We start from the raw sequence: 23,315 nt of genomic DNA, 5'->3' as shown, positions 1-23,315 counted from the left end.
GCCCTCGGTTCGGTCCTGCCATGCTCAATTCGGCTGACTCGCTCGACTCCAAGCAACTGCTCTCCGTCCTGACCGCGCTGCGCAACGGTGACTTCCGCGCGCGGATGCCGTTGTCGGATGGCGGCGGCGTCAACGGCAAGATCAACGATGTCGTGAACGGAATCGCCGAGCAGCTCGGCGACCTGCTCGGCGAGCTGCAGCGGATCAATCGCGTGGTCGCGCAGGAGGGGAAGATCGAGCAGCGCGCTCGGCCACTGGGCAAGGGGGGCTGGGCCGAGGCCATCGAGACGGTGAACGAGATGGTCGGCGACATCGTGCAGCCGAGCGCCGAGGTCGCGCGCGTGATCGGGGCCGTCGCACGCGGTGACCTCTCGCAGACCATGGCGCTCGACCTCGACGGACGCCCGCTCAAGGGCGCATTCCTGCGCAAGGCCAAGGTGATCAACACCATGGTCGCCCAGCTCGACACCTTCGCGGTCGAGGTCATGCGCGTCGCCCGTGAGGTCGGCATCGAGGGCAAGCTGGGCGGTCAAGCCGGCGTGAAGGGCCTGAACGGCACCTGGAAGGACCTCACCGCCAACGTCAACCTGATGGCGTCGAACCTCACCAGTCAGGTGCGCAGCATCGCCGAGGTCACGACCGCGGTCGCGAAGGGCGACCTCTCGAAGAAGATCACCGTCGACGTCAAGGGCGAGATCCTCGAGCTGCGCGACACCATCAACACGATGGTCGATCAGCTGAGCTCGTTTGCAGCCGAGGTGACACGAGTTGCACGGGAGGTCGGCACCGAGGGCAAACTGGGTGGCCAGGCGCAGGTGCGTGGCGTCTCGGGCACCTGGAAGGACCTCACCGACAACGTCAACCTGATGGCCTCGAACCTCACCGGCCAGGTGCGCAACATCGCCGAGGTCACGACCGCAGTCGCCAACGGTGACCTCTCGAAGCAGATCACCGTCGACGTGCGCGGTGAGATCCTCGAGCTGAAGAACACCATCAACACCATGGTCGGGCAGCTCGGCGCGTTCGCGTCGGAGGTCACTCGCGTCGCGCGCGAGGTCGGCACCGACGGCAAGCTCGGCGGTCAAGCCGAGGTGCTGGGGGTCTCGGGCACCTGGAAGGACCTCACCGAGAGCGTCAATCGCATGGCCTCGAACCTCACGGGGCAGGTGCGCAACATCGCCGAGGTCACGACCGCGGTCGCGACCGGCGACCTCTCGAAGAAGATCACGGTCGACGTGCGCGGCGAGATCCTCGAGCTGAAGAACACCATCAACACGATGGTCGATCAGCTGGGGTCGTTCGCGTCCGAGGTCACCCGCGTCGCGCGCGAGGTCGGCACCGAGGGCAAGCTCGGCGGGCAGGCGGTGGTGCGCGGCATCTCGGGCACGTGGAAGGACCTGACCGACAGCGTGAACGGCATGGCGTCGAACCTCACGGGTCAGGTTCGCAACATCGCCGAGGTCACGACCGCGGTCGCCAATGGCGACCTCGGCAAGAAGATCACGGTCGACGTCAAGGGTGAGATCCTCGAGCTGAAGAACACCATCAACACGATGGTCGATCAGCTCGGCGCGTTCGCGGCCGAGGTCACGCGAGTCGCCCGCGAGGTCGGCACCGAGGGCAAGCTGGGCGGCCAGGCCGACGTGAAGGGCGTCGCCGGCACCTGGAAGGACCTCACCGACAGCGTGAACGGCATGGCGTCGAACCTGACGGGTCAGGTCCGCAACATCGCCGCCGTCACGACCGCGGTCGCCAACGGCGATCTCTCGAAGAAGATCACCGTCGACGTGAAGGGTGAGCTGCTCGAGCTCAAGAACACCGTCAACACGATGGTCGATCAGCTCGGTGCGTTCGCGGCCGAGGTGACACGCGTCGCGCGCGAGGTCGGTACCGACGGCAACCTCGGTGGCCAGGCGATGGTCGAGGGCGTGTCGGGCACGTGGAAGGACCTGACGGACAACGTCAACCTGCTCGCCGCGAACCTGACCACACAGGTCCGCGCCATCGCCGAGGTCGCAACCGCGGTCGCCGAGGGCGACCTGACGCGATCGATCGCCGTCGAGGCGCGCGGAGAGGTCGAGGCGCTCAAGGCCAACATCAACCAGATGATCGCCAAGCTGCGCGACACCACGCAGAAGAACACCGAGCAGGACTGGCTCAAGACCAACCTCACACGCTTCACGCGAATGCTGCAGGGGCATCGCGAGCTCTCGGCGGTCGCAGAGCTGATCCTGCGCGAGCTCGCACCGCTGGTGAACTTCCAGCACGCCGCGTTCTACGTGCTCGACGAACACGAGGAGCAACACGAGCTGCGCTTGATTGCGAGCTGGGCGTTCCGCGAGCGCAAGCAGCTGGCGAACCGCTTCCGCCCCGGGGAGGGGCTGCTGGGCCAGTGTGTGCTCGAGAAGCAGCGCATCCTGCTGACCGAGGTTCCGCGCGACTACGTGAAGATCGGCTCCGGGTTGGGCGAGACCGACGCACTGACCGTGGTCGTGATCCCGGTGCTGTTCGAAGGCAACGTCAAGGCCGTGATCGAGCTGGCGTCGCTGTATCGCTTCAGCGAGATCCACGTCGCGTTCCTCGATCAGCTCACCGAGTCGATCGGCATCGTGCTCAACACCATCGCCGCGACCATGCGCACGGAGGACCTGCTCGAGCAGTCGCAGTCGCTCGCCCGCGAACTCGGGGTCCAGCAGGCCGAGCTGACTGCGACCAACCGTCGCCTCGAGGAGCAGGCGCGAACCCTGCAGGCCTCGGAGGAGCGCCTCAAGTTCCAACAGGAGGAGCTGCAGCAGACCAACGAGGAACTCGAGGAGCGATCGGAACTGCTGCAGATGCAGAACGCGGAGGTCGAGCGGAAGAACCGGGAGATCGAGCTCGCGAAGATGACGCTGGAGGAGCGCGCGCAGCAGCTGGCGCTGTCGTCGAAGTACAAGTCCGAGTTCCTCGCCAACATGTCCCACGAGCTGCGCACACCGCTCAACAGCCTTTTGTTGCTGGCGCGCATGCTGGGCGACAACCCCGAAGGCAACCTCACCGCGAAGCAGGTCGAGTTCTCGCGGACCATCCACGCCGCCGGCGTCGACCTATTGTCGTTGATCAACGACATCCTGGATCTCTCGAAGATCGAGTCGGGGGCGATGCAGCTGGAGGTCGAACCCGTGCAGCTCGATCAGGTCGAGGGCTTCTGCAGCCGTACGTTCGGGCCGCTGGCACAGGCCAAGGCGCTCGGGTTCGAGGTCGTGCGAACTGCAGATGCCCCCCGGGGCATCAGCACCGACGTGCGTCGCCTGCAGCAGGTGCTGAAGAACCTGCTCTCCAACGCAGTCAAGTTCACCGAGCGCGGATCGGTCACCCTCACCATCGCACGCGACGAGCGGCCCGATGTGCCCGCCGAAGGCGTCGCGTTCATCGTCGAGGACACCGGCATCGGCATCCCCTCCGACAAGCACGCGCTCATCTTCGAGGCGTTCCAGCAGGCCGACGGCACCACCAGTCGCCGCTTTGGCGGCACCGGTCTCGGGCTGTCGATCAGCCGCGAGATCGCCACGATGCTCGGCGGCTCGATCGTGGTCCGCAGCACCGTCGGCCGTGGCAGCGTGTTCACGCTGTACCTGCCGCGCGAGTTCGCCGGCTCGCCCAACGCCCGCCGCAGGCGCACCACCGGCGCGTCGCTGCCGGCGATCGAGCCCATCGACGCCGAGGAGCAACCCGCGAACGACAGCGCCGGTACCAGCCTGCCCGACGACCGCAACGATCTGATGGTCGGTGACCGCACGCTGCTCATCGTCGAGGACGACGCCGAGTTCGCGAAGCTCCTGCTCGACATGGCGCGCGAGCGCGGCTTCAAGGGTGTGGTTGCCTCGAGCGGCGAGGATGCTCTGTCGCTCGCGCGCAGCCTGCGACCCGACGGGATCACGCTCGACATCGGCTTGCCGGGGATGGACGGCTGGGCGGTGCTCGATCGTCTGAAGCACGAGCCGGCGACGCGCCATATCCCGGTGCACCTCATCAGCGGACGCGACGAGGGGGGACCGCGGGCACTCGCGCAGGGCGCGATCGCATTCCTGACCAAGCCGCTGGAGGCCGACTCGCTACGCGAGACGCTGACCTCGCTGCACACCTTCCTCGACCGGAAGCAGCGCCGCATGCTGCTCGTCGAGGACGACGAGCTGCAGCGTCAGGCGATCCGCGAGGCGATCGGCAACGGCGACGTCACGATCGTCGAGTGCGGTACCGGCGATGGCGCGCTTGATCACCTGCGCGAGGGCGGCTTCGACTGCATGGTGGTGGACCTGGGCCTGCCGGACATGACCGGCTTCCAGCTGCTCGAGACCATCACCGCTGATCCATCGATCCCGCGACCGCCCATCGTGGTCTACACCGCGCGCGATCTGACGGCCGACGAGGACTCGCGGCTTTCGCGGATGGCGGACTCCATCATCGTGAAGAGCACGCGGTCGCTCGATCACCTGCTCGACGAGACGGCGCTGTTCCTCCATCGCGTGGAGAGCCAGCTGCCGGCGGCACGGCAGCGTTCCGTGAAGCAGGTGCACGACGGCAGCTTCTCGGGGAAGCACGTGCTGCTCGTCGACGACGACATGCGCAACATCTTTGCGCTCACCAGCGTGCTCGAGCAGGAGGGCCTACGGGTCTCGTTCGCCGAGAATGGTCGTCAGGCGCTCGACAAGCTGGCCGAGCTCCCCGATGTCGACCTGGTGCTGCTCGACGTGATGATGCCGGAGATGGACGGGTTCGAGACCATGGGGCGGATCCGGGAGCAGCGGCAGTGGCAGCGGCTGCCGATCATCGCGCTGACGGCCAAGGCCATGAAGGGCGACCGCGACCGCTGCATTGCCGCGGGCGCGTCCGACTACATCACGAAGCCGGTCGACGTCGATCAACTGCTGACGCTGATGCGCCTGTGGCTGTACCGAGAGTCATGAGCCGTGTGTGCTGCGCCCACGTCCGACTTCGACATCGAGCTCTCGCTGCTGCTCGACGAGCTGCTCGCGCGCTATGGGTTCGACTTCCGCGACTACGCCCGCTCGTCCCTGCGCCGCCGGGCCATGAACGCGATGCGTGCCGAACGGCTCGAGACGCTCGGCGAGCTGCGGGACCTCATCGTTCGCGACGAGGCAGCGGTGGAGCGTCTACTGCTCGCGCTCACGGTGAACGTCACCTCGATGTTCCGTGACCCCGAGGTGTATCGCGGCATCGGCGAGTCCCTGGTACCGACGCTGCGCGCCTACCCGTTCACGCGCATCTGGCATGCGGGCTGCTCGTCGGGCGAGGAGGTCTACTCGATGGCCATCCTGCTGCACGAGGCCGGCCTCTACGACCGCTGTCGCATCTACGCGACCGACCTCAACGAGGCGGTGCTCCGACGCGCGCGCGAGGCGGTCTACCCCCTCGACGAGGTCATGGCGCGCAGCGAGGACTACCAGCTGGCCGGCGGCACGGCGAAGCTGTCGGACTACCACACCAGCAGCTACGGCTACGCGATCATGCACCGGTGGCTGCGCAAGAACATCGTCTTCGCGCACCACAACCTGGTGACCGACGGCAGCTTCAACGAGTTCCACGTGATCTTCTGCCGCAATGTCATGATCTACTTCAACCGCCGGCTGCAGGACCGCGTGCATCGCCTGCTGTTCGACAGCCTGCGGCGGTTCGGTACGTTGATCGTTGGGTTGAAGGAATCGCTCGTGTACACGCCGCATGAACACGAGTACGAGGCGATCGACGCGCGGCTCAAGCTGTTTCGGAGGCGCTCATGACCGGTGTCGTCGCGATTGGATGTTCTCTCGGCGGGTTCCGTGCGCTCGGTAGGCTCCTCGGAGCGCTTCCCAGCAGCTTCACGACCCCCATCGCAGTGGTTCAACATCGCGCCTCCCACGGTACCGAGGAGTACTGCGCCGCGCTGCAGCGCAGCTGCACGCTGCGGGTGTGCGAGGCCGAGGACAAGCAGCCGCTGACACCGGGCACCGTCCACGTCGCGCCGGCGGGCTACCACATGTTGCTCGACGAAGGGGCCATCGCGCTGTCGGTCGATCAGCCGGTCAACTTCGCACGACCCTCGATCGACGTGTTGTTCGAGAGTGCCGCCGACGCGTTCGGCCCCGGCGCCGTGGCCGTGGTGCTCTCGGGTGCGAGCGCCGACGGCACGCGCGGAGCACGGGCGGTGCTCGCCAAGGGCGGCCGAGTGGTCGTGCAGGATCCCAGCGATGCCGAGTGCCGCGTGATGCCGGCGACCATGCTGGCCGACTCGCCGGCTGCCGCTGTGATGCCGCTCGACGGCATCGCTGGCTGGCTCGAGCGCAACGCTCAGGCAGCCGCCGCGAGCGGCTGAACGAGCTCGGCGTCGGGCTCCGGCGTGATCTCGCCGTGCTGCGCACGGACCCACTCGCGCGTGAAGCGAGCGCCGAACAGCATCACGTGCGACACGAGATTGATCCACAGCAACAACACCAAGACCCCACCCGCGGCGCCGCCGGGTGAGGCCGCGGCTGCCGACGAGAAGTAGCTCCCCATCGCCCATGCGCCGATGGTGGTGATGACCGCTGCCAGCAGCGCCCCGCGCCACACGTCGCGGAACCGCAGCTCGACGTCGGGCAACACGCGGTAGACCGGTAGCAGCATCAAGGTGATCGCGAGGATGGACGCGCTCACACGCACCACGCGCGAGCTCCATGCGCCATGGGGCAGGTTCTGCGCGGCAGCGAGCACGACGCTGATCACCGACTCGGCGACCATCGAGGCGAACAGCAGCGCGCCGACGGCCATGACCAGCAGGAACGACAAGGCCCGCTTGCGCAGGAGGCGGCGCAGCCAGATCCGCCAGCCACCCTCCTTGGTCGGTCGCACGCCCCACACCGCATTGAGGGCGTCCTGCACGCGCGCGAAGATGCGGGTCGACCCCCACACCGTCACGATCACGCCGAACGCGACCCGCCACCAGCGGTCCTCGTCCTGCACCGCGTGCTGCACGATCTGATCGATCGCCCCGGCCGCCTGCGGGCCGATGGCGGTGCTGAGGTCGGCGAACAGGCGCAGGCGCGTGGCGTCGGACCCGAACACGGTGCCGACGACGGCGATCGCCAGCACCAACAGCGGCGCGATCGAGAGCACGGTGAAGAACGCCAGCGACGCCGCGAGCATGTCGCTGGTGCCGGCGACATGGCCGCGAATTGCCGCGGCGAAGGGGCGAAACCAGCGGCGCAGGGTGGCATTGCGACGGATCGAGGTGATGGGGTTGCGCATGCTCATTCGCTCCTGTGCGCGGTCGTGGGACGGTGGGCCGTGGGGCGTGGCTGGGGCTCCTCGGCGATGGCGCGGCGGCGCGTGGTGGCGGGCGGACGCGGCTTGCCGAAGCGCCGTCGCCACCACACCTCCACCGCACCCTTGGCGGCGTCGCCGATGAAGGTCTCGAGGCTCCACGACGGCGACTTGATCGAGTACTCCAGGTGAATCTCGGCGTGGTTCTCGTTGATGGGCGCGTTGTGGTGGTAGCGGGTCTCGAGATACACGCGCTTCGAGACCCGCTTTCCGACCGCGACGATCGGCTGATCGATGCTGTCGCCGAAGGCCAGGCCGACGCGATCGATGCCCAGACGGTCCTGCAGCGCGCGTTGCAGCACCGGGTTCTCGAACGCCGCCAGCAGCGAGGCGGCCTTGGCCTCGACGCTCCCGCCTTCACCGTCGGCTTGCTCGCCGCTCTTGCCGGTGACCAGCAGCGCGAACACGGCCGACTCGGGCAGCGGCGGATCGGAGCTGAGGCGCAGCACCGGCCGACTCACGCGGCCGTGCACGTCTGCGGTCACGGTGCCCTCGTCGGTCTGCGTGATCGCCGTGAGCTGGATGTACGGATCGAGCTCGCCGCGCTCGGGCATCGTGATGCGAGCCGAGTCGATCACGAAGTCGTGGCCGAGCAGGTTGACGCGCCCGCGATCGGCCACGAACGCCCCCTGTGCGCGGACCTCCTCGTCGGCGCCGCGGGTCAGCTCGATGCCACCGCGCCAGGTCATGTTGGCCTGCGGGCCGCGCACGAACACCGGGTCGGCGAGTCGCACGCGCAGGTGCAGGTCGCTCGGCACCATCGGCTCCTGGGCGTCGGCGCGGTTCTCACGGGTCGTGCGGCCGGCCACGCGGTCGACGAAGGTCACGTGCGAGGACTCCGGGATCGCGTCGGGTGCGGTCGCCGAGGCGGTGAAGACGTCCAGCGTGGTCTTGCGCGCCACGACGTCGACCTCGGTGCGTTCGCCGGTGGCGTCGAGCGTCGCGTCGGCCCGCGTGGTCAGCTTCATCAGCGGCAGCCCGGGCCGCACGATGGGTTGGCCGTCGAGCGCAAGCGACAGCTTGGCGGTGGTGTTGCCCCGCTGCAGGTGCAGCTGACCCTTCGCACTGGCGCGCCCGGCCGCACTGCGTGCCCTTGCCCGGTCCAGCACGATGTCGGCGCCGTCGAACGAGCTCGCGATCTCGATGCTGTCGAAGCGCTGGCGCAGCGGGATGATCGTGATCGCACCGCCGCGCAGGGCCGCGCTTCCGGCCAGCGCGGGCACACCGAGGGTGCCGTCCGCACGCGCGTGCAGGTCGAGACGGCCATCGGGTCGCGACAGCGACGAGGGCATCAACGAGCCCAGCGCCGCGATCGGGAAGTGCGTGGCATCGAGTGACGCGACGATGGGGATCGCGGCGACATCGGGGGCCTCGCCGGCGATCCAGCGGTCGATCGGCACCTGCACCCGTGCGGCGGCGGTGAGCGCCTTGTCCTCGAACGGCCCGATCACGAGCTCCAGCTCCTGCTCGGCGCCTGTGGCCGCGAAGTGGGCAGCCACCGGGGTGTCGGGGGCGCCGCCGCGATCGAGGTCGGCGCGCAGGCGCCCGTTTGCGCGGAAGTCCGCGGGGGTGCCGTGCAGGTCGAGCCCGAGGTTGGCGGTGAAGCCGATGCCGGCCGGCAGCGCGACGAAGGCGGCGAGCAGCTCGTCGTCGACCGCGACGGCGTCGACGCGGAGATCGTGGCGCTCGTTGCGTTGCCATTGCGCAGCACCGGCGACGAGATCGACGGTGAGCGGTACGTCGGCATCGACTTGCACGCGCTCGCGGCCTCGTTGCTGCCGGAGGCGTGCGACGAGCTGCGCGTCGGCGTGGCGGACGTCGATATCGACGCGGCCGAGGTCGTGTCGAGCCCACACCAAGCCGCTCGTGTGCAGACCCGCCTGGAGCTGTGGCACGCGCGGCGTGCCGTCGACGCTCAGCTCGCCGTCGATCCGACCCGCAACACCGGTGATGCCGGCCAGGCCCGCGAGCGCGGCGACGTCGGCCTGTCGCAGCTCGAGCGACGCAGCCAGGGGCTGGGTCGGCAGCCACGCGACGGAGCCATCGTGGGGATCGATGCGCAGCGGCAGGTCGACGTCGAGCTCGAGGAGGCGCGCGGCGGCGCCGCTGGCCTGCAGGGCGGCCGTCATCCGATCGGCGTCGAGCGTCGCGTCGAGCGTCGCGCTCGCGATGCGGTGCCCGCGGTGCTCGAGCCCCCGCACGAGCAGACCAGTGCGTAGCTCGGGCGCGCCGTCGTGGAGGCGCACGGTCGCCGAGCCATCGACGCCACCGCGCAGCTGAAGGCCGGGGGCGATGGTCTCCAGGCCAGCGAGCTCGAGGTGGTCGAGCACGACGTCGACGGCTGCGTCCGCGTCGGCATCGAACACGACCCAGGGTGCGGCGCCGGTGATGCGCAGCGGCACGCTCGCGCCAACGTGGAGCGCCTCGAGCCACGGCGCCGCGATCTCGACGCGGCCATCGACGCGACCGTCGCGGTGCTCGACGTGGGTGACGATGCTCCTCAGCTCGAGTTGGTCGTAGCGGAGCGCGCGTCCGTCGGCGTCGAGCACGATACGCGGCGCCGCAGCGGTGCCGTCCACGTGCAACGTCAGGTCGAGCTCGCCGCCGAGCGGTCGCTTCGCCCATCGCTGCGCCCGCGCCAGCGTCAGGTCGCGGGTCACCAGCGTGAGCGACAGCGGCTGGTCGGCCCGTAGGCTTGGTCGCGGCGAGTTGCCGACCGCCGCGCTGGCCCGCAGCTCGAGCTGCTCGCCGCCGCCGGGCTGCCACATCACGTGGGCCTGCGCGCGGCCGTGTGCGAGCGAGGCCTCGATCCCGACGCGGCCCAGAGGTTCGTCGTCGACGGCGAGGGAGCCCGCGTCGGCGATGAGCGCGAGCCCGGGGCGCGCGAGCGAGCCCTCGAGCCACGCGCGGGCCTCGAGACGGCCGCGCAGCGCAACCGGCAGGCGCAGGGGCTCGAGCGCCGCGAGATCGACCTGCTCGATGGCCAAGCTGGCGCGACTGTGCTCGCCGAGCGTGCCCTCGAAGGCGACGACCCCGCGCGCGACCGCCACGCGCGTCGGCGCAATCGCGACCCCACCGGTGGACAGCCGCACGTGTGTGGGCGCGAGCAGGGCCAAGTTCAGCCGCTGTAGACGCGCGACCAGCTGCTGGACCGCGATGATCGTCCGCTCGGGGCTCGTGCGATCGATGACCGCCGCCGCGCTCGCACGGTCGCGGCCCGCCACCGCCTGCGCGCGCACCCGCAGGCGTGCGAGCGAGCCGGTGGCATCGGCGTCGAGGCGATCGATTCGCTGCGATCCGACCCGCGCGCGCACAGCGGACACCGACGCGTTCCCGTGTGGCGTCTCGTCGATCGTCACACTGGCGCGGGCGTGGGCACGGCCGACGCGCAGCGACGCCACCGCGAGGTCTTCGAGGGTGGCGTCGAGCTGACACGGCAACGCGTCGCGGGCCCCGCTGCACGCCAGGTGGGCGCGGGCGCTGCCATCGATCGCGGGCAGCTCCAGCCAGTGCGACAGCGCGGCCAGCACGCGACGCGCCGCCGGCACATCGACCCGTGCGTCGACGCGGGTGTGCAAGCCAACGCTCGCGAGCTCGGCGTGGACCGAGGCGTCGGCGACGAAGGCGTCCGCCTCGAGCGAGTTGCGATCGCGCTCCGGATCGGCATCCAGCTCGACACTGGCACCCGCCGCGGCGCCGCAGTCGATGCAGCGTGCCACCGCGCGCGCGTGCCAACCCTGGGGGTCGTGATGCGCGGCGGCGGCGAGCAAGAGTGACAGCCCGTCGGCGTCCGGCCCGGCGTAGGCGGGGGGCAGCCGTGCGCCGGCGTGTCCGACCGCGGCGAGCTGCAGCTCGGGTTGCAGCGCGCCGCCGACGAGCAGCCGGGCCGCGACGCGATCGTCCTGGGCGAGATCGATGGCGGCCCAGGTCTGCGTGAGCGTGCCGCCCGCGGTCACGCGCAGCGGCAACGGCTGCAGCAACGGCGGTGCGGCCTCGATGCCCAGCTGCAACGCCAGCGCGATGGGGTCGATCACCGTCGCCAGTGCGGCGTCGCCGGCCTCGCGGTCGAGGTCGACCGCGAGGCGTGCGTGCTCGACGAAGCCGCGGTCGGTCAGGGCACCGAAGTCGTCGAGCTGCACCCGCGGATCGGACCACGTGACGCGCCCGTGCGCGTTGGCAACGGTCAGCCGCGCGACGTCGACGACGCCAGAGAGTGCATCGATGCGCAGCAGCGCCTCACGGCCCTGCGAGCGGAGGTACGCGTGCACGACCGCGCCGTGCAGGAGCGGCGCGACATCACCGGTCTCGGCGTGCTGCCACAGCGTGAACCCGTCGACACCGACGGGGCCGTCGAAGCCGATGGGTAGATCGGGCCCCACCAGCCCCGGCGTCGGCGGGGGCGGCTCCTCGCGCGGCGGTGCGAGGTCGAGGAACTCGGCCTGTCCGCCGCCGACGTGCAGCTCGACCGCAGTTGCGTCGAAGTGATCGAAGGCCACCACGCGGCCCACGAGCGCGCCGAGCCGGAGCCGCGTCTCGACGTGGCCGATGGCGACGAGCGGATGCTCGGCAGCGTCGCGCAGGACCAGGCCGTCGAGCGTGAGCGTGCCGCCGATGGTGCCGCCGACACGCTGCAGCTCGACGCTGCCGGGGATCGCGGCGTCGTAGCGCTCGAGCGCGAAGTGCAGGGCGGTGCGCGTGCCCCACGGTGTCCACAGCACCACCGACACCGCCGCGACGATGACCACCACCAGCGCCGCCGTGGTCCATGCCAGCGTGCGCAGCAGCACCCGCAGCACGCGGCGCAAACCCCCTCGGCGTGCCCGTGCCATCAGAACGCCTCACCCAGCCCGAAGTGCACGGCGCCGATCGGCTGATCGCGGCCGTAGCCGGTGGTGTTGAGTCGGAAGCCGGCGTCCAACCGGAACACGCCGATCTTGCTGTGGTAGCGCAGGCCCGGCCCCATCGTGTAGTTCCACTGCGACGGCGTGAAGCGGGTCACGGCCGCCCGCACGTCGCCCATGTCGCCGAAGCCGACCAGCCACAGGTCTCGCCACAGTCGCACGCGGACCTCCGCGCTGGCGTTGACCATGCTCTGTCCACCGATCGGGATCACGCGACAGCTGCCGCTGCGACACGAGTCGATGCGCGGAGAGATCGTGCGGTAGCCGAACCCGCGCACGGTGTTCGAGCCGCCGAGGTAGTACGCGAGGTCGAACGGCGCCCCGGGCTCGTCGCCGAAGGGGAGGATCATCCCGACCTCGGCACGGCCGGCGAACTGCAGGCGGTTGCGCAGCGGTGTCCAGTAGGCGCGTAGCTCCGGTGTCACGCGGTTGTAGTCGTAGTTGCCGCCGAAGATGCCGCCAGCGAGGCCCCAGGTGGCGCCGACGACCACGCCGTGCTGTGGATCGAGCAGCCGATCGGTCAGGTGGGCGGTCGCCCGCAGCTCGATGAAGCTGAGGATGTACGGGTCGCGGAAGTCGAGCCCGAGGATGGAGCCGCGGGTGTCGAGCCCCGGGTCGACGTCGAAGAAGTCGACGAAGCGGAAGTTGTGGCTGAGGTCGAGCTCGAAGAATCGCGTGAAGAAGCGCGACACGCCGACCCGAGTCTTGGGCGCATAGAACTGGTAGCCGTTCTGGATCCCGAGCTCGATCGACGGCGATGCCGTCCACACCAGCTTGCGCTCGAGGAAGCCCTTGCGTCGGATCGTCGGGGCCAGCTCCGCGACCGGCCCATGTTGCTGCGGGTCCCACAGCGCCGGCAGCTCGGCGTAGCCCACCTGCAGCCGCAGATCGAAGCGTGCGAGCTTGCGATCGATGTTGGTGTGGCTGTACTTCATGACGCCGTACTGCTGCCAGCGGGTTGGATCGAAGCCGAGTCCCACGCCCAGCCGCACGGACTGCGGCGCGCTCTCGCTGACGTCGATGGTCAGGCCGACGGTGCCGTTCACTGGCGTCTCGTCGGGCACCACCGTGACGGTCGAGAAGACGTCGAGGCCGTAGACCGCTTGCTCGAGCTGGTCGAGCCGCGATGGCGCGAACGGCTTGCCTTCGAAGCCCTCGATCTCGACGCGAACCGCGGATTCCGGGACCGCACGAAGGCCCGTGATGCGGATCTCGCCCAGCCGCACGAACGGCCCCGGACGAAGCTCGTAGCGCACGTCGGCGGTGCGAGCGGCGCGATCGACCTCGGCATGGCCGATGACCTCGGCGAACGCGTAGCCGCGCTGCATGAGCGCCGCCCGCATGGTGGACTCCGACGCGGTCAGCTCGCCGACGTCGAAGGGCTCGTCGCGTCCCAGCGCACAGTGGGTCTGGATCGCGTCTTTGCTGGCGTGGCGATCGGGCGGGCCCGCGGGCTCGCCGTCGGGCCATGCGAACTCGATCGATCGCACGCGCGTGGGGTCGTTCTCCACCACCTCGACGTGGAGATCGACGACCTTGCCCTTGCGATGGGTCTCGTGGGTGAACGAGACCACATGGGCGTCGTGGAATCCTCGCGAGGCGTAGTACTCCTCGATGCGTGCGCGGTCGACCGGGATCAAGCCCTCGAGGAACCACTCGCGCTTGGGCCGCGGGAACCACTTCGACTCCTGCAGGTTCATGTGGGACTCGATGTCGCCGTCCTTCACCGAGTCGTTGCCGTCGACCGTCACGTGGCGGATGCGAGCCGTGGCGCCGGCGACGGTCTCGAGGGTCGTGCGCCGGTGTGCACATGCCGTCGCCAGCACGAGCAGCAGCGCGGTGCAGACCTGACGCAGCGCGTGGCGCAGCCGAGCTGCTGCGCGGGGGGACACCGAACCGTGTGGACTCATCGCGCGACCGGGCGGGGCTCTTCTCGGGCTGGGCCGCTCGTTGCGCGACGCATCGTCGTCGCAGGGCTGCTTCGCCGCATTGCGGATGCCGATCCAAAGCAAGGCCGGTGCCGCACGGGGGTGCGGGGCAACTGTGCGACGTGCCGTCACGCGTCGAGTGAGCGCCGATGTCGCATCGCGCCCTTTCGCCCCATCGTGCGCGAGCGCCCGCCCGCCACCGACCGCGGTCGCGGCTTGACGCGCCTTTGGGGTGGTTCATCCCGCGGCTGCACCGATGCTCTGCGAGCACCAAGCCACCGTTGCCGGCGTCGATCCCTGGCGGGGATGGAGCGCGTGGTGGATCCACGCCGACTGCCCCGACGAGGGCGAGCGCGCCCGCCTCCGACAGCTCGGCGTGCCCGCGCAGCTGCTGGGCGACGCCCTCGATCCCGACGAGCTGCCGCGAAGCTGCGAGTCCGGGGACACGCGCTTCGTCTCGTTGCGCGTGCTCTCCGATGGACGTCGGGGCGGCAGCCGCCGCGCGACCACGACCTTCGCGTTCTTGCTACGTGCCGACGCACTGCTGACCGTCGCGACGCGCCCCACCCATGTGCTCGATCGGCTGGCCGGGTCGCCCGCGGGGGCCCCCGAGGGCGCCGGCCGGGTCGTGGTGGCGGTGATCCAGGCGGTGGCAGGCGAATACCTGCGGGAAATCGTGCGCATCGACGACGACATCGAGCGACTCGAGCGGCAGCTGCGTCGCTCGCAGCGCAACTGCGAGGTCATCGGGTTGCTCGACCTGCAGCGGCGGCTCGTCCGCCTGGTTCATGCGCTCGAGGGCAACCGCGACGTCGTGCGCGGCTTGGTCGACGACGCCGTGCCCGAGCTGGGCGCGGTCGGAGACGCGTTGTCGCGCGCTGCGGTGGAGATCGAGCAGGCGCTGGAGATGGCGCGCGTCACCGAGCAGATGCTCGATCAGACCATGGATGCCTTCACCTCGGTCATCTCGAACAACCTCAACGTGGTGATGAAGTTCCTTGCGGCGCTCACCATCGTGCTGACGATCCCGACCATCGTCGGTGGCATGTGGGGGATGAACGTGCCGGTGCCGTGGGCCGACCAGCGGTGGGCGTTCGCGGCACTGAATGCCGGCACGATCGCGGTCTGCGTCGCGATCGCGCTGTGGTTCCGAGGTCGCGGCTGGTGGTGAAGCGATGCCGCGAGTTCACGCCTGCGGGGTCGGGGTCAGCTCGACCGCACGCAGGGTCGCGCCGCGAGGGGGCAGCGATCGCAGCCGCGACATCTCGGCGTCCTTCGCGGCCTCGACCTCGGGGTCGAGCTCGAAGGCGCCGGCCACCTGGGCCTGCGCCTGGCCCTCCGACGCGATCATGCCCCGCGGGCGATCGATGGCGACCAGCGCGCGCGCGAACTCCTGCGCGTCGGCGTAGCCGATCGTTCCGAGTGCGCGCATCAACACGTTGTCGAGGCCCGGCGGGACCGTGCCGCAGTCCTGGTCCAGCAGGGCGTGCAGGATGCGCGCGAGGTCGCGGGCGTCCTCGTCGGTTGCGCGCAGCTCGGCGCGCACGAACGGCCCCTGCAGCTTCACGTCGACGTGATCGCGGCTGAAGCGGGGCCGCAAGCAGGTCTCGAGCGAGAGTCGACGCGGGGCCACGCCGGCCTCACGCGCCTGGGCGATGGCGGCGACCAGGCGCAGCATCATGCCCTTGCACAGCGACCACGGCAGCGCGCCGTGACGTGCGAGCACCGCGGCGAGGTCGTCGACCTGCCTTCCGTGCCCTTCGCGGTTGGGTGGCGTGGCGATGCGGGCCGAGCTCGTTTCACGTCGTGGCATGTGCGGACTCCATCCGAAGACGGGTCGGCGTCACTGCAGCAAGCGTTCCACCTGGTCGCCGGTCGTATCCCTGCGGGGCGTGAAGAGGGTGCTGGCCGCGCGGCCGGGGCACAGCCGCTCGCCCGGGCGCGCTGGGCTCGGGCGCCCGCGAGCCCGAGCGCCGCCCACCGATCGCGGGCCGCTTTGGGATGTCGCCCGAAATCGCGGGGTGCACCGGTGCTTGCAGAGTCGCCGTCGCGCCATGACGACGACGACGAAGAAACTCGCTCCGTTCCTGTTGGCCCTCGCGACGGCGGCTGCGTGCCAGCACTCGTCCGACACCGACGCCTCGACCGAGGCGCCTGGCACCCGACGCGTGTTGGTGGTGCCCGCCCAGGATGTGCTGCAGGTGGCGGCCGACGAGGACGCGGCGCGCCGCGAGCGTGAGGCGCAGACGCCGGTGGAGACCACCACCGAGCCCGCTCCAGAGCCCATCGCACCGCTGGTGACCGAGGCCGATCGCGCCTTCTTGCGCGACGCGATGCTCGATGCACAGATCGAGATCGCGCTCGGCGAGACCGCACTACAGTACGCCGAGCGCGACGACGTCAAGGCGTTCGCGCGGATGATGGTCGATGATCACACGGCCGCGTCGATGCAGCTGGCCCAGCTCGCCGGTGAGCTGAACGTGACGCTGCCGGCGGACTCCAACGATCGCCTCGCGCGTCGCCGGGCCGATCTCGCGCAGTGGCACGGTCGGCGCTTCGACCGGGTGTACGCCGAGCGCATGGTCGCGGCCCACGTCGAGGCGGTGGAGGCGGTCCGCCTGGTCGCGAACTCCGGCACGCAGCCGGAGCTCCGCGGCTGGGCCGAGAAGACCCTGCCGACGCTGGAGGAGCACCTGCAGCACGCGCAGAAGCTCCTGCGCGACATCCCGACCGAGCCGGTGGCCCGGCGCTGACGAGATGTCGCTACGCGGGCTCGTCGGGGCTCTGCATGCGGGCCCGCGGCAGCTCGACGATGAAGCAGCAGCCCACGCCCGGCGAGTTGTCGATGCGAACGGTGCCGCCGTGCGCGTCGACGGCCTGCTTGACGATCATCAGCCCCAGTCCGAAGCCGCTGCGATCGCTGCCTTCTTGCGCGTAGGGCTGGAACAGGCGGCCGGGCAGGTCCTCGGGCATGCCGCCGCACGCGTCGATGACCTCGAATCGCACGCGGTCGTCGACGCTGGTCACTCGCACGGTCACCGCGTGGCCGATGTGGGAGAACTTGATGGCGTTGGCGACGAGGTTCACCAGCACCGAGGTCAGCAGCCGTCGATCGGCTTCGATGCGATCGTGGCCGAGCTCGCTCACCAGCTCGAGGCGACGACGATCGGCGGCGAGTCGACAGGCGTCGATGACGTCGCCCACGACCGCGGCGAGCTCGATGTCCTCGTAGCGCGGCTGCGGGCTCACGCGGATGCGGGCGCTCACCAGCGAGTCGTCGACGATGCCCGCCACCGCATCGAGCGCACGACCGACCCGCTCGAGGTGCGCGCGCGGATCGCCGATGTCGTGCTCGAGCAGTGCGGTCGCGAGCCGGGCGTTGTGCAACGGCGTGCGCAGCTCGTGGGCGACGAACGAGTAGTGGCGCGCGGCCTGCTCCGAAATCTCGCGGTCGCGCAGTGCGGCGTACTCGGTGACCGACTGCTCGGTGCCCTGGGCAATCGTCCGCAGCAGCACCTCGAGCTCGCGGTCGGCCACCTCGTGGCCATGGCGGCGGGTGAGGTCGAGTACTGCGATGGCGATCAGTGAGAACTCGATCGCGAGGCCGCCGATGTCGAGCCCGATGTGTTTGCGCTGGCGCCCATGGGCGCGGGCGCTGCCGCGATGGTTGCCCTGCTCGGTGCCCTCGCGCAGGCACACGATCAGCTCGTCGATGAAGGCCGGCAGGTCGTTGAGGAGCTTGGGTTGGTCCTCGGCGGCGAGCGACAGCGCCTCGATCGCGCGCGTCTGCCACGCGGCCATGATCTCGCGCTTGTGGGCCTCGATGAAGCTGGCGAGGTCGTTCATGTGGTCCGCGGGTCCGTGGGCGAGCGTCGTGCCGATGACCCGGCCTGTCAACGTCCGCGCCCGCCTGCGGCCGTGAATTCGCGATGGATCGTGACCGCTGCCATGGCGCGGCCTCACGTGCGCCGCGCATGCGCACACTGCTTGCACGGCGGTGCGTCTGCATGGCACGTCGATGCGTCCTCTCGCGCGTTCTCCTCTCGCTCGTCGCGGCGACCTCGGTCGCGGGCGCGGCCTCGGTCGCGAACGCGGCCGACAAGATCGGCGGCGCCGGTGGGCCGGTCGGGATCGGCGCGACCATCGGCAATCCCACCGGCTTCTCGTTCAAGGCGTACTTCGCCCGCCGCCACGCGATCCAGCTCGAAGCTGGGTGGGCGCCGCTGCACCACGGTGACGGGCGCGTGCACGCCGACTACCTCTTCCACGGGCTGTTCACCTCGAACAACGCGATGGATCTGCTGGGCTACGTGGGCGCGGGGGCGGGCATCGCCTTCTGGGCCTACGGTCCGGTGCCGTTCGACTACGGCCCGCGGCCGAGCGACCTCGGCCGCGGTGCTGCGATGTTCGTGCGGGTGCCGCTGGGCCTGTCGTTCAACTGGAAGGGCGCGCCGTTGGACACGGCGATCGAGATGGCGTGGGCACCCTACGTCGTGCCGTGGGACCCGGCCCGTGGCGACCTCTCGGTGAAGCTTCGCTACTACTTCTAGACGCGGGTCGGCCGGACCGTGCCGTGGCGCGCGATCGTGCGGCTGCGTACCGCGTCCGCGGGCGCTCACGTGGGGTCATGCGCGTGCGGACGGCCCAACCCGGTGCGGCACGGGGCCTGCACACATGCCGTGCGTCATGCGAACGCCCCGATGGATCCTGCCCCGTGTCTGTGCCTTCTCGCTGCTCGGCGTGGCCTGCCCGCGCGACGATGCGGCGACGCCGGAGCGCAGCCCTTCGCAACGCGTCGAGGATGCGACCGCAAAAGCCAAGGACTCGATCGATCGCGGCGCGCGCTCGGCCGAGCAGGAGCTCACGCAGGCGCAGCGCGACGCGAAGCTCCGTGCAGCGCAGGCCCAGCAGAAGCTCGACGCCGCCGGTGAACGTACCGGTGCCAAGCTCGAGCAGGCCGGTGATCGCGTCGAGCAGAAGCTCGACGCCGCGGCGAAGAAGACCGCCGATGGGCTCGAGCGCGCGGGCGATCGGATCGATGCTGCGTCGGCGCGCGCTGCCGCGGATCTGCGGGACGAAGACGCCCGGTGACCCGCCCCGCCGACCGTGCGCAATGGTAACGACCGAGCGGATATGTCACAGTGCATTCGTGCCACAGACCCCGCGGAGCACTCCAAACAACCGGAATCTGAAGCACCGCACGCTGGCGACCTTCTTGTAAGGCACTCCGGCGAGCCAACGGGAGCCCCCATGCAGTTCGACCTACCCTCCGACTCCGACACGGCCCGCCGGGACGACCCGCAACACGACGAGCCCGCGCACGAGACCGCCGAGACCGGTGCACCGGCGCGGCCCAGCCCCCTGCGAGCCGCGGCGGCAGCCGCCACGAGCGACAAGCCCGCGCCGCACCCCTCGAGCGAGTCCAAGCCGCACCGCGTGGCCACCGGTGGTGATCGATTGCTCGTGGTCGACGACGACGAGCCGACGTGCGAGTTCCTCGCCACGGTGCTGGGGGCCGACGGCTTCCAGGTCGAGTGGGAGACCTCCGCGGACGCGGCGATGGAGCGCCTGCGCGAGACTGCCTTCGACGCGGTGCTGACCGACCTGCACATGGCGGGGATGGACGGCCTCGAGCTGTGCCGTGCCGCCGGCGAGGTGCAACCGGGCCTGCCCGTCATCGTGGTGACCGGCAACACCGAGCTCGAGGCTGCGATCGCTGCGATGCGTTCGGGCGCCTACGACTTCATCACGAAGCCGGTCGATACCAAGCTGCTCGCGCACCAAGTCCGACGCGCCGTCGGTGTCCGTGAGCTGCGCACGCGCGTGAACTGGCTCGAGCGCGAGCTGGCCAAGGTCACGGGCACCGGCAAGCTCATCGGTCAGAGCCGTGCGATGCGCGACGTGTTCGAGATGGTGGCGCGGATCGCCGACGCCGACGCCAGCGTGCTCATCACCGGCGAGAGCGGCACCGGCAAGGAGCTGGTCGCGCGAGCGATCCACGACGCCGGACCCCGCGCCAAGCGTCCCTTCGTGGCGGTGAACTGCGCCGCGGTGCCGGCGAGCCTGCTGGAGAGCGAGCTCTTCGGGCACGTCAAGGGCGCCTTCACCGATGCCCGCCGCGATCGCGAGGGCCTGTTCGTGCAGGCCACTGGTGGCACGCTCTTCCTCGACGAGATCGGCGAGCTGCCGCTCGAGATGCAGCCCAAACTGCTGCGCGCGCTGCAGGAGCGCCGTGTGCGGCCGGTCGGCGGCGACGACGAAGTACCGTTCGACGTCCGCATCATCACGGCGACCAACCGCGATCTCGAGGCCGAGGTGGCCGGCGATCGCTTCCGTGAGGACCTGCTCTACCGCATCGACGTGGTCCGGCTCGAGCTGCCGCCGCTGCGGACCCGAGGCCACGACGTGCTGCTGCTCGCACAGCACTTCCTCGACAAGTACGCCGGCCCTGGCGTACGCAAGGTCGAGCGCTTCAGCGAGTCGGCGGCCGAGAAGCTGCTCGCGTACGACTGGCCGGGCAACGTCCGCGAACTCGAGAACTCGATCGAGCGCGCCGTCGCGCTGGCCCGCTTCGACGCCATCGCCGTCGAAGACCTGCCGCGCAAGATCACCGAGCACAAGTCGAAGGACGTCTCCCTCGATGCCGAGGACACCAGCGAGCTGCTCTCGTTGGAGCAGCTCGAGGCTCGTTACGTCCGCAAGGTGCTCGCCATGACCGGCGGCAACAAGACCCGTGCGGCGCAGATCCTCGGCATCGACCGACGCAGCCTGTACCGTCGTCTGGGCAGGACCACGCAATGACGAAGCCGCACGACCCGGCGACGCCGCCGGTCGCCGCGCTGGCGCGTCGCATCGCACACGACATTCGTTCTCCGCTAGGGGTCATCACCGGCGCGCTCGAGGATCTCGCGCGCAACTCGACCGGTGGTACGACCTCCCCGATGCTGGCGCTCGCGTCGCGCTCGACGCGACGGCTCGACTGGCTCGCACGTCGCATGCACTGGCTCGCGCAAGCCACCAATGGCGCCGCCGAAGCCACGCCCGACGACCGACAGCAGCTGTCGCAGATCGTCGCGCAGGCGGTGGAGTCGGCGCAGGCGGTGGGCGGACGCCGCGGCATCCTCATCGAGATCTCGAGCGACGGTGCGGACCGGGAGTGGCGCGGTGCCAAGCCCATGGGCCACGTGTGCGAGGAGCTCTTGCACAACGCCCTGCGGCACGCCAAGACCAACGTGCGGGTCGTGCACGGGGGTGGTCGCGTTCTGATCGAAGACGACGGCGTCGGCGTGCCCGAGGCCCGTCGCGCGTCGTTGATGGAGCCGCTCGCAACCACGAGCTCGGGCTTCGGGCTGTGGTTGTGCACACAGCTTCTGATGCAGTGCGACGCCCGACTGCGTTTCGATCCCGCCCATCAGGGCGGCGCGCGTTTCATGGTGGAGTCGACGACAGGATCTTTGTGAGCGAGCTGCGACAGCCTTCCCCCGAGCACCATGGATCGACTCCGCCGCTGGGCGAGATCGTCGAGCACATGTGCGAGGGCGTGGCGGTGCTGTCGGGCGAGGACCTTCGCATCGGCTACGCCAACCCGGCACTGCTGGAGCTGCTCGGTGGCAGCAAGGACCAGATCCTCGGCCGCGACCTGCGTGACTTCGTGGCAGGCGACGACGCCAAGCGCATCGGAGAACCGCTACAACAGGGCGAGTGTCGCCACCTCGACGTGGTGCTGTCGAACGCTGGCGGCGAGGATCGACTCGTGAGCCTGACGGTCGCCCAGCGGCCGATGGCGCAGGGGCCGGCCATCGTGGTGACGGCCTTCGATCTCGGCGATCGCCACGCGCGCATGCACCGGGATCGCGAACGGCTTCGCACGGCGGGCCGTCGCAAGGACGAGTTCATCGCCATGCTCGGGCACGAGCTGCGCAACCCGCTCGCGCCGCTTCGACACGCGGCCGAGCTGCTGGAGAACGCCGAGCGCGAGGGCACCACTGCCGATTCGCTGCCCGCGATCACGCAGCTCATCCGGCGACAGGTCGATCACATGGCGCGACTGATCGCCGATCTGCTCGACATCGGGCGCACCACCAGCGGGCGGCTGCGACTGCGACGCGAGCCGACCCGGCTCGCCGACGTGCTCGACACCGCGATCGAGAGCACCGCCCGGCTCGCGAGTCGCCGCCACAACCAGTTCGTTCGCACCTGCCCCGACGGCGGCGACGTGGTGCTCGACGCGGACCCCGTGCGGCTCACGCAGGTGGTGACCAACCTGCTGAGCAACGCGATCAAGTACTCTGGCGACGGCGGATCCATCACGCTGGCCTGCGCGGTAGAGGGCGAGTGGCTCCGCCTCGAGATCAGCGACGACGGCTGCGGCATCGCCAGCGACGAGCTCGAGGCGATCTTCGAGCCGTTCTATCAAACCGATGCCAGCCTCGATCGCACCGCCGGCGGACTGGGCGTCGGGCTCGCGTTGGTGCGTCGCATCGTCGAGCTCCACGGCGGTACCGTGGTCGCGCACAGCGATGGGCTCGGTCGTGGCGCGCGCTTCGTGGTGCGGCTGCCCGGCGTCCGACACGAGCCGCCGCCGCGCTCGCCCACGCCGGTGCCCATCGATCCACCGCCGCCCGGGCTGCGCGTGCTCGTCGTCGACGACAACGAAGACGCCGCCGTGATGCTTGCGTTGCTGCTGACGCGCCGGGGCTGCACCGTCGACACCGCGGTGCTGGGACAACAGGGCCTCGCGCTGATGTTGTCGAAGCCCTATGACCTCGCGATCGTCGACATCGGTCTGCCCGACATCGACGGCTATGCGGTCGCGCAGAGCGTGGTCGCGACCGGACACTGTCCCGCGCGGCTGGTCGCGCTGACGGGCTACGGACAGGCGGACGACCGGGCGCGCGCCTTGGCAGCGGGCTTCCACGAGCACGTGGTCAAGCCGCTCACGCCGCGTCAGCTCGATCTGATCCTCGGCCAGGCCGCGCGCGCGTAGCGTCCCTCGGGCGTGCGGTGCCAGTGGTGCGGTGCATCGTGCTGGGCGCGCGCGGCTGAGCGGACGGGCACGCGCGGCAGCTGCAGCGTCCGAGCTTCGGACCCCGCACGCGCAGGTGATCGTCGCTGGCATCGCGTGTGCACAACTCGGTCACGCAACACC

At 70.1% G+C, this 23,315-nt stretch carries 15 protein-coding genes; 10 read left to right on the top strand and 5 right to left on the bottom strand.

All coding sequences use genetic code 11. From position 1 onward, the window contains the following. Nucleotides 1-20: 20 nt before the first annotated feature. Genes IPH07_21090 through IPH07_21080 form a run of 3 tightly spaced genes read left to right on the top strand, consistent with a single transcriptional unit; the run spans nucleotide 21 to nucleotide 6,352 of the window. Nucleotides 21-4,946, top strand: a complete 4,926-nt coding sequence (locus tag IPH07_21090) for a response regulator (protein MBK6919906.1) — start codon at nucleotides 21-23, stop codon at nucleotides 4,944-4,946. Between the two features lie 3 nt (nucleotides 4,947-4,949). Beyond that, the gene (locus IPH07_21085; protein ID MBK6919905.1) at nucleotides 4,950-5,780 is read left to right on the top strand and encodes a protein-glutamate O-methyltransferase CheR; all 831 of its coding nucleotides are present in this window, start codon (nucleotides 4,950-4,952) and stop codon (nucleotides 5,778-5,780) included. Further along, the gene (locus tag IPH07_21080) at nucleotides 5,777-6,352 is read left to right on the top strand and encodes a chemotaxis protein CheB (protein ID MBK6919904.1); all 576 of its coding nucleotides are present in this window, start codon (nucleotides 5,777-5,779) and stop codon (nucleotides 6,350-6,352) included. Before IPH07_21085 ends, IPH07_21080 begins: the two co-directional genes overlap by 4 nt. Here the strand turns inward: IPH07_21080 and IPH07_21075 are convergent. From IPH07_21075 to IPH07_21065, 3 genes are read right to left on the bottom strand one after another with little or no spacing between them, the layout of a single operon-like run. Beyond that, nucleotides 6,328-7,263 (bottom strand): YihY/virulence factor BrkB family protein, encoded by a 936-nt coding sequence (locus IPH07_21075; protein ID MBK6919903.1) that lies wholly within the window; start codon nucleotides 7,261-7,263, stop codon nucleotides 6,328-6,330. The genes IPH07_21080 and IPH07_21075 overlap by 25 nt on opposite strands. 2 nt (nucleotides 7,264-7,265) lie before the next feature. Further along, a complete protein-coding gene (locus tag IPH07_21070) occupies nucleotides 7,266-12,167 on the bottom strand; it encodes a translocation/assembly module TamB domain-containing protein (GenBank protein ID MBK6919902.1) in 4,902 nt (1,633 codons plus the stop codon). Further along, nucleotides 12,167-14,131: a BamA/TamA family outer membrane protein gene (locus IPH07_21065; protein MBK6919901.1), complete on the bottom strand. Its 1,965-nt coding sequence runs from the start codon at nucleotides 14,129-14,131 to the stop codon at nucleotides 12,167-12,169. Before IPH07_21065 ends, IPH07_21070 begins: the two co-directional genes overlap by 1 nt. A gap of 292 nt (nucleotides 14,132-14,423) precedes the next feature. On the opposite strand from IPH07_21065, the gene IPH07_21060 reads away from it, so the two are divergent. Beyond that, a complete protein-coding gene (locus IPH07_21060) occupies nucleotides 14,424-15,338 on the top strand; it encodes a magnesium transporter CorA family protein (protein MBK6919900.1) in 915 nt (304 codons plus the stop codon). 15 nt (nucleotides 15,339-15,353) lie between these two features. Here the strand turns inward: IPH07_21060 and IPH07_21055 are convergent, their stop codons facing one another. Continuing rightward, nucleotides 15,354-15,980, bottom strand: a complete 627-nt coding sequence (locus IPH07_21055; GenBank protein MBK6919899.1) for a hypothetical protein — start codon at nucleotides 15,978-15,980, stop codon at nucleotides 15,354-15,356. 241 nt (nucleotides 15,981-16,221) lie between these two features. On the opposite strand from IPH07_21055, the gene IPH07_21050 reads away from it, so the two are divergent. Then, entirely contained in the window at nucleotides 16,222-16,920 is a 699-nt protein-coding gene (locus IPH07_21050; GenBank protein MBK6919898.1) for a DUF4142 domain-containing protein, read from the top strand. A gap of 10 nt (nucleotides 16,921-16,930) precedes the next feature. On the opposite strand, the gene IPH07_21045 is transcribed toward IPH07_21050, so the two are convergent. Continuing rightward, nucleotides 16,931-18,013: a HAMP domain-containing histidine kinase gene (locus IPH07_21045; protein ID MBK6919897.1), complete on the bottom strand. Its 1,083-nt coding sequence runs from the start codon at nucleotides 18,011-18,013 to the stop codon at nucleotides 16,931-16,933. A 161-nt stretch (nucleotides 18,014-18,174) separates the two neighbouring features. Here IPH07_21045 and IPH07_21040 point away from each other — a divergent pair, with 161 nt between their 5' ends. The 5 genes from IPH07_21040 (at nucleotide 18,175) to IPH07_21020 (ending at nucleotide 23,153) form a co-directional block, all read left to right on the top strand. Then, a complete protein-coding gene (locus IPH07_21040) occupies nucleotides 18,175-18,717 on the top strand; it encodes a hypothetical protein (GenBank protein MBK6919896.1) in 543 nt (180 codons plus the stop codon). Between the two features lie 136 nt (nucleotides 18,718-18,853). Next, a complete protein-coding gene (locus IPH07_21035) occupies nucleotides 18,854-19,258 on the top strand; it encodes a hypothetical protein (protein MBK6919895.1) in 405 nt (134 codons plus the stop codon). A gap of 345 nt (nucleotides 19,259-19,603) precedes the next feature. Continuing rightward, nucleotides 19,604-20,968 carry a sigma-54-dependent Fis family transcriptional regulator gene (locus IPH07_21030; protein ID MBK6919894.1) on the top strand — a complete coding sequence of 455 codons (1,365 nt, stop codon included), beginning with the start codon at nucleotides 19,604-19,606 and terminating at the stop codon, nucleotides 20,966-20,968. Continuing rightward, on the top strand, nucleotides 20,965-21,627 hold the full coding sequence (locus IPH07_21025; protein ID MBK6919893.1) for a HAMP domain-containing histidine kinase: 663 nt from the start codon (nucleotides 20,965-20,967) through the stop codon (nucleotides 21,625-21,627). The genes IPH07_21030 and IPH07_21025 overlap by 4 nt, the downstream gene beginning before the upstream one ends. Beyond that, on the top strand, nucleotides 21,624-23,153 hold the full coding sequence (locus tag IPH07_21020; GenBank protein ID MBK6919892.1) for a response regulator: 1,530 nt from the start codon (nucleotides 21,624-21,626) through the stop codon (nucleotides 23,151-23,153). The genes IPH07_21025 and IPH07_21020 overlap by 4 nt, the downstream gene beginning before the upstream one ends. Nucleotides 23,154-23,315 lie beyond the last annotated feature (162 nt).

Source organism: Deltaproteobacteria bacterium, assembly GCA_016709225.1.
GTDB classification, from domain to species: domain Bacteria; phylum Myxococcota_A; class Polyangia; order Nannocystales; family Nannocystaceae; genus Xiheibacterium; species Xiheibacterium phototrophicum.
The sequence above is the reverse complement of the archived record's forward strand: the minus strand, read 5'-3'. Positions and strand labels throughout refer to the sequence as shown.

Bases quoted from the DNA above. Each gene is read 5' to 3' on its own strand.
- IPH07_21080 (MBK6919904.1), top strand. From the start codon at position 5,777: ATGACCGGTGTCGTCGCGATTGGATGTTCTCTCGGCGGGTTCCGTGCG.
- IPH07_21050 (MBK6919898.1), top strand. From the start codon at position 16,222: ATGACGACGACGACGAAGAAACTCGCTCCGTTCCTGTTGGCCCTCGCG.
- IPH07_21090 (MBK6919906.1), top strand. From the start codon at position 21: ATGCTCAATTCGGCTGACTCGCTCGACTCCAAGCAACTGCTCTCCGTC.
- IPH07_21055 (MBK6919899.1), bottom strand. From the start codon at position 15,980: ATGCCACGACGTGAAACGAGCTCGGCCCGCATCGCCACGCCACCCAAC.
- IPH07_21040 (MBK6919896.1), top strand. From the start codon at position 18,175: ATGGCACGTCGATGCGTCCTCTCGCGCGTTCTCCTCTCGCTCGTCGCG.
- IPH07_21025 (MBK6919893.1), top strand. From the start codon at position 20,965: ATGACGAAGCCGCACGACCCGGCGACGCCGCCGGTCGCCGCGCTGGCG.
- IPH07_21045 (MBK6919897.1), bottom strand. From the start codon at position 18,013: ATGAACGACCTCGCCAGCTTCATCGAGGCCCACAAGCGCGAGATCATG.
- IPH07_21035 (MBK6919895.1), top strand. From the start codon at position 18,854: ATGCGAACGCCCCGATGGATCCTGCCCCGTGTCTGTGCCTTCTCGCTG.
- IPH07_21070 (MBK6919902.1), bottom strand. From the start codon at position 12,167: ATGGCACGGGCACGCCGAGGGGGTTTGCGCCGCGTGCTGCGGGTGCTG.
- IPH07_21075 (MBK6919903.1), bottom strand. From the start codon at position 7,263: ATGCGCAACCCCATCACCTCGATCCGTCGCAATGCCACCCTGCGCCGC.
- IPH07_21060 (MBK6919900.1), top strand. From the start codon at position 14,424: ATGCTCTGCGAGCACCAAGCCACCGTTGCCGGCGTCGATCCCTGGCGG.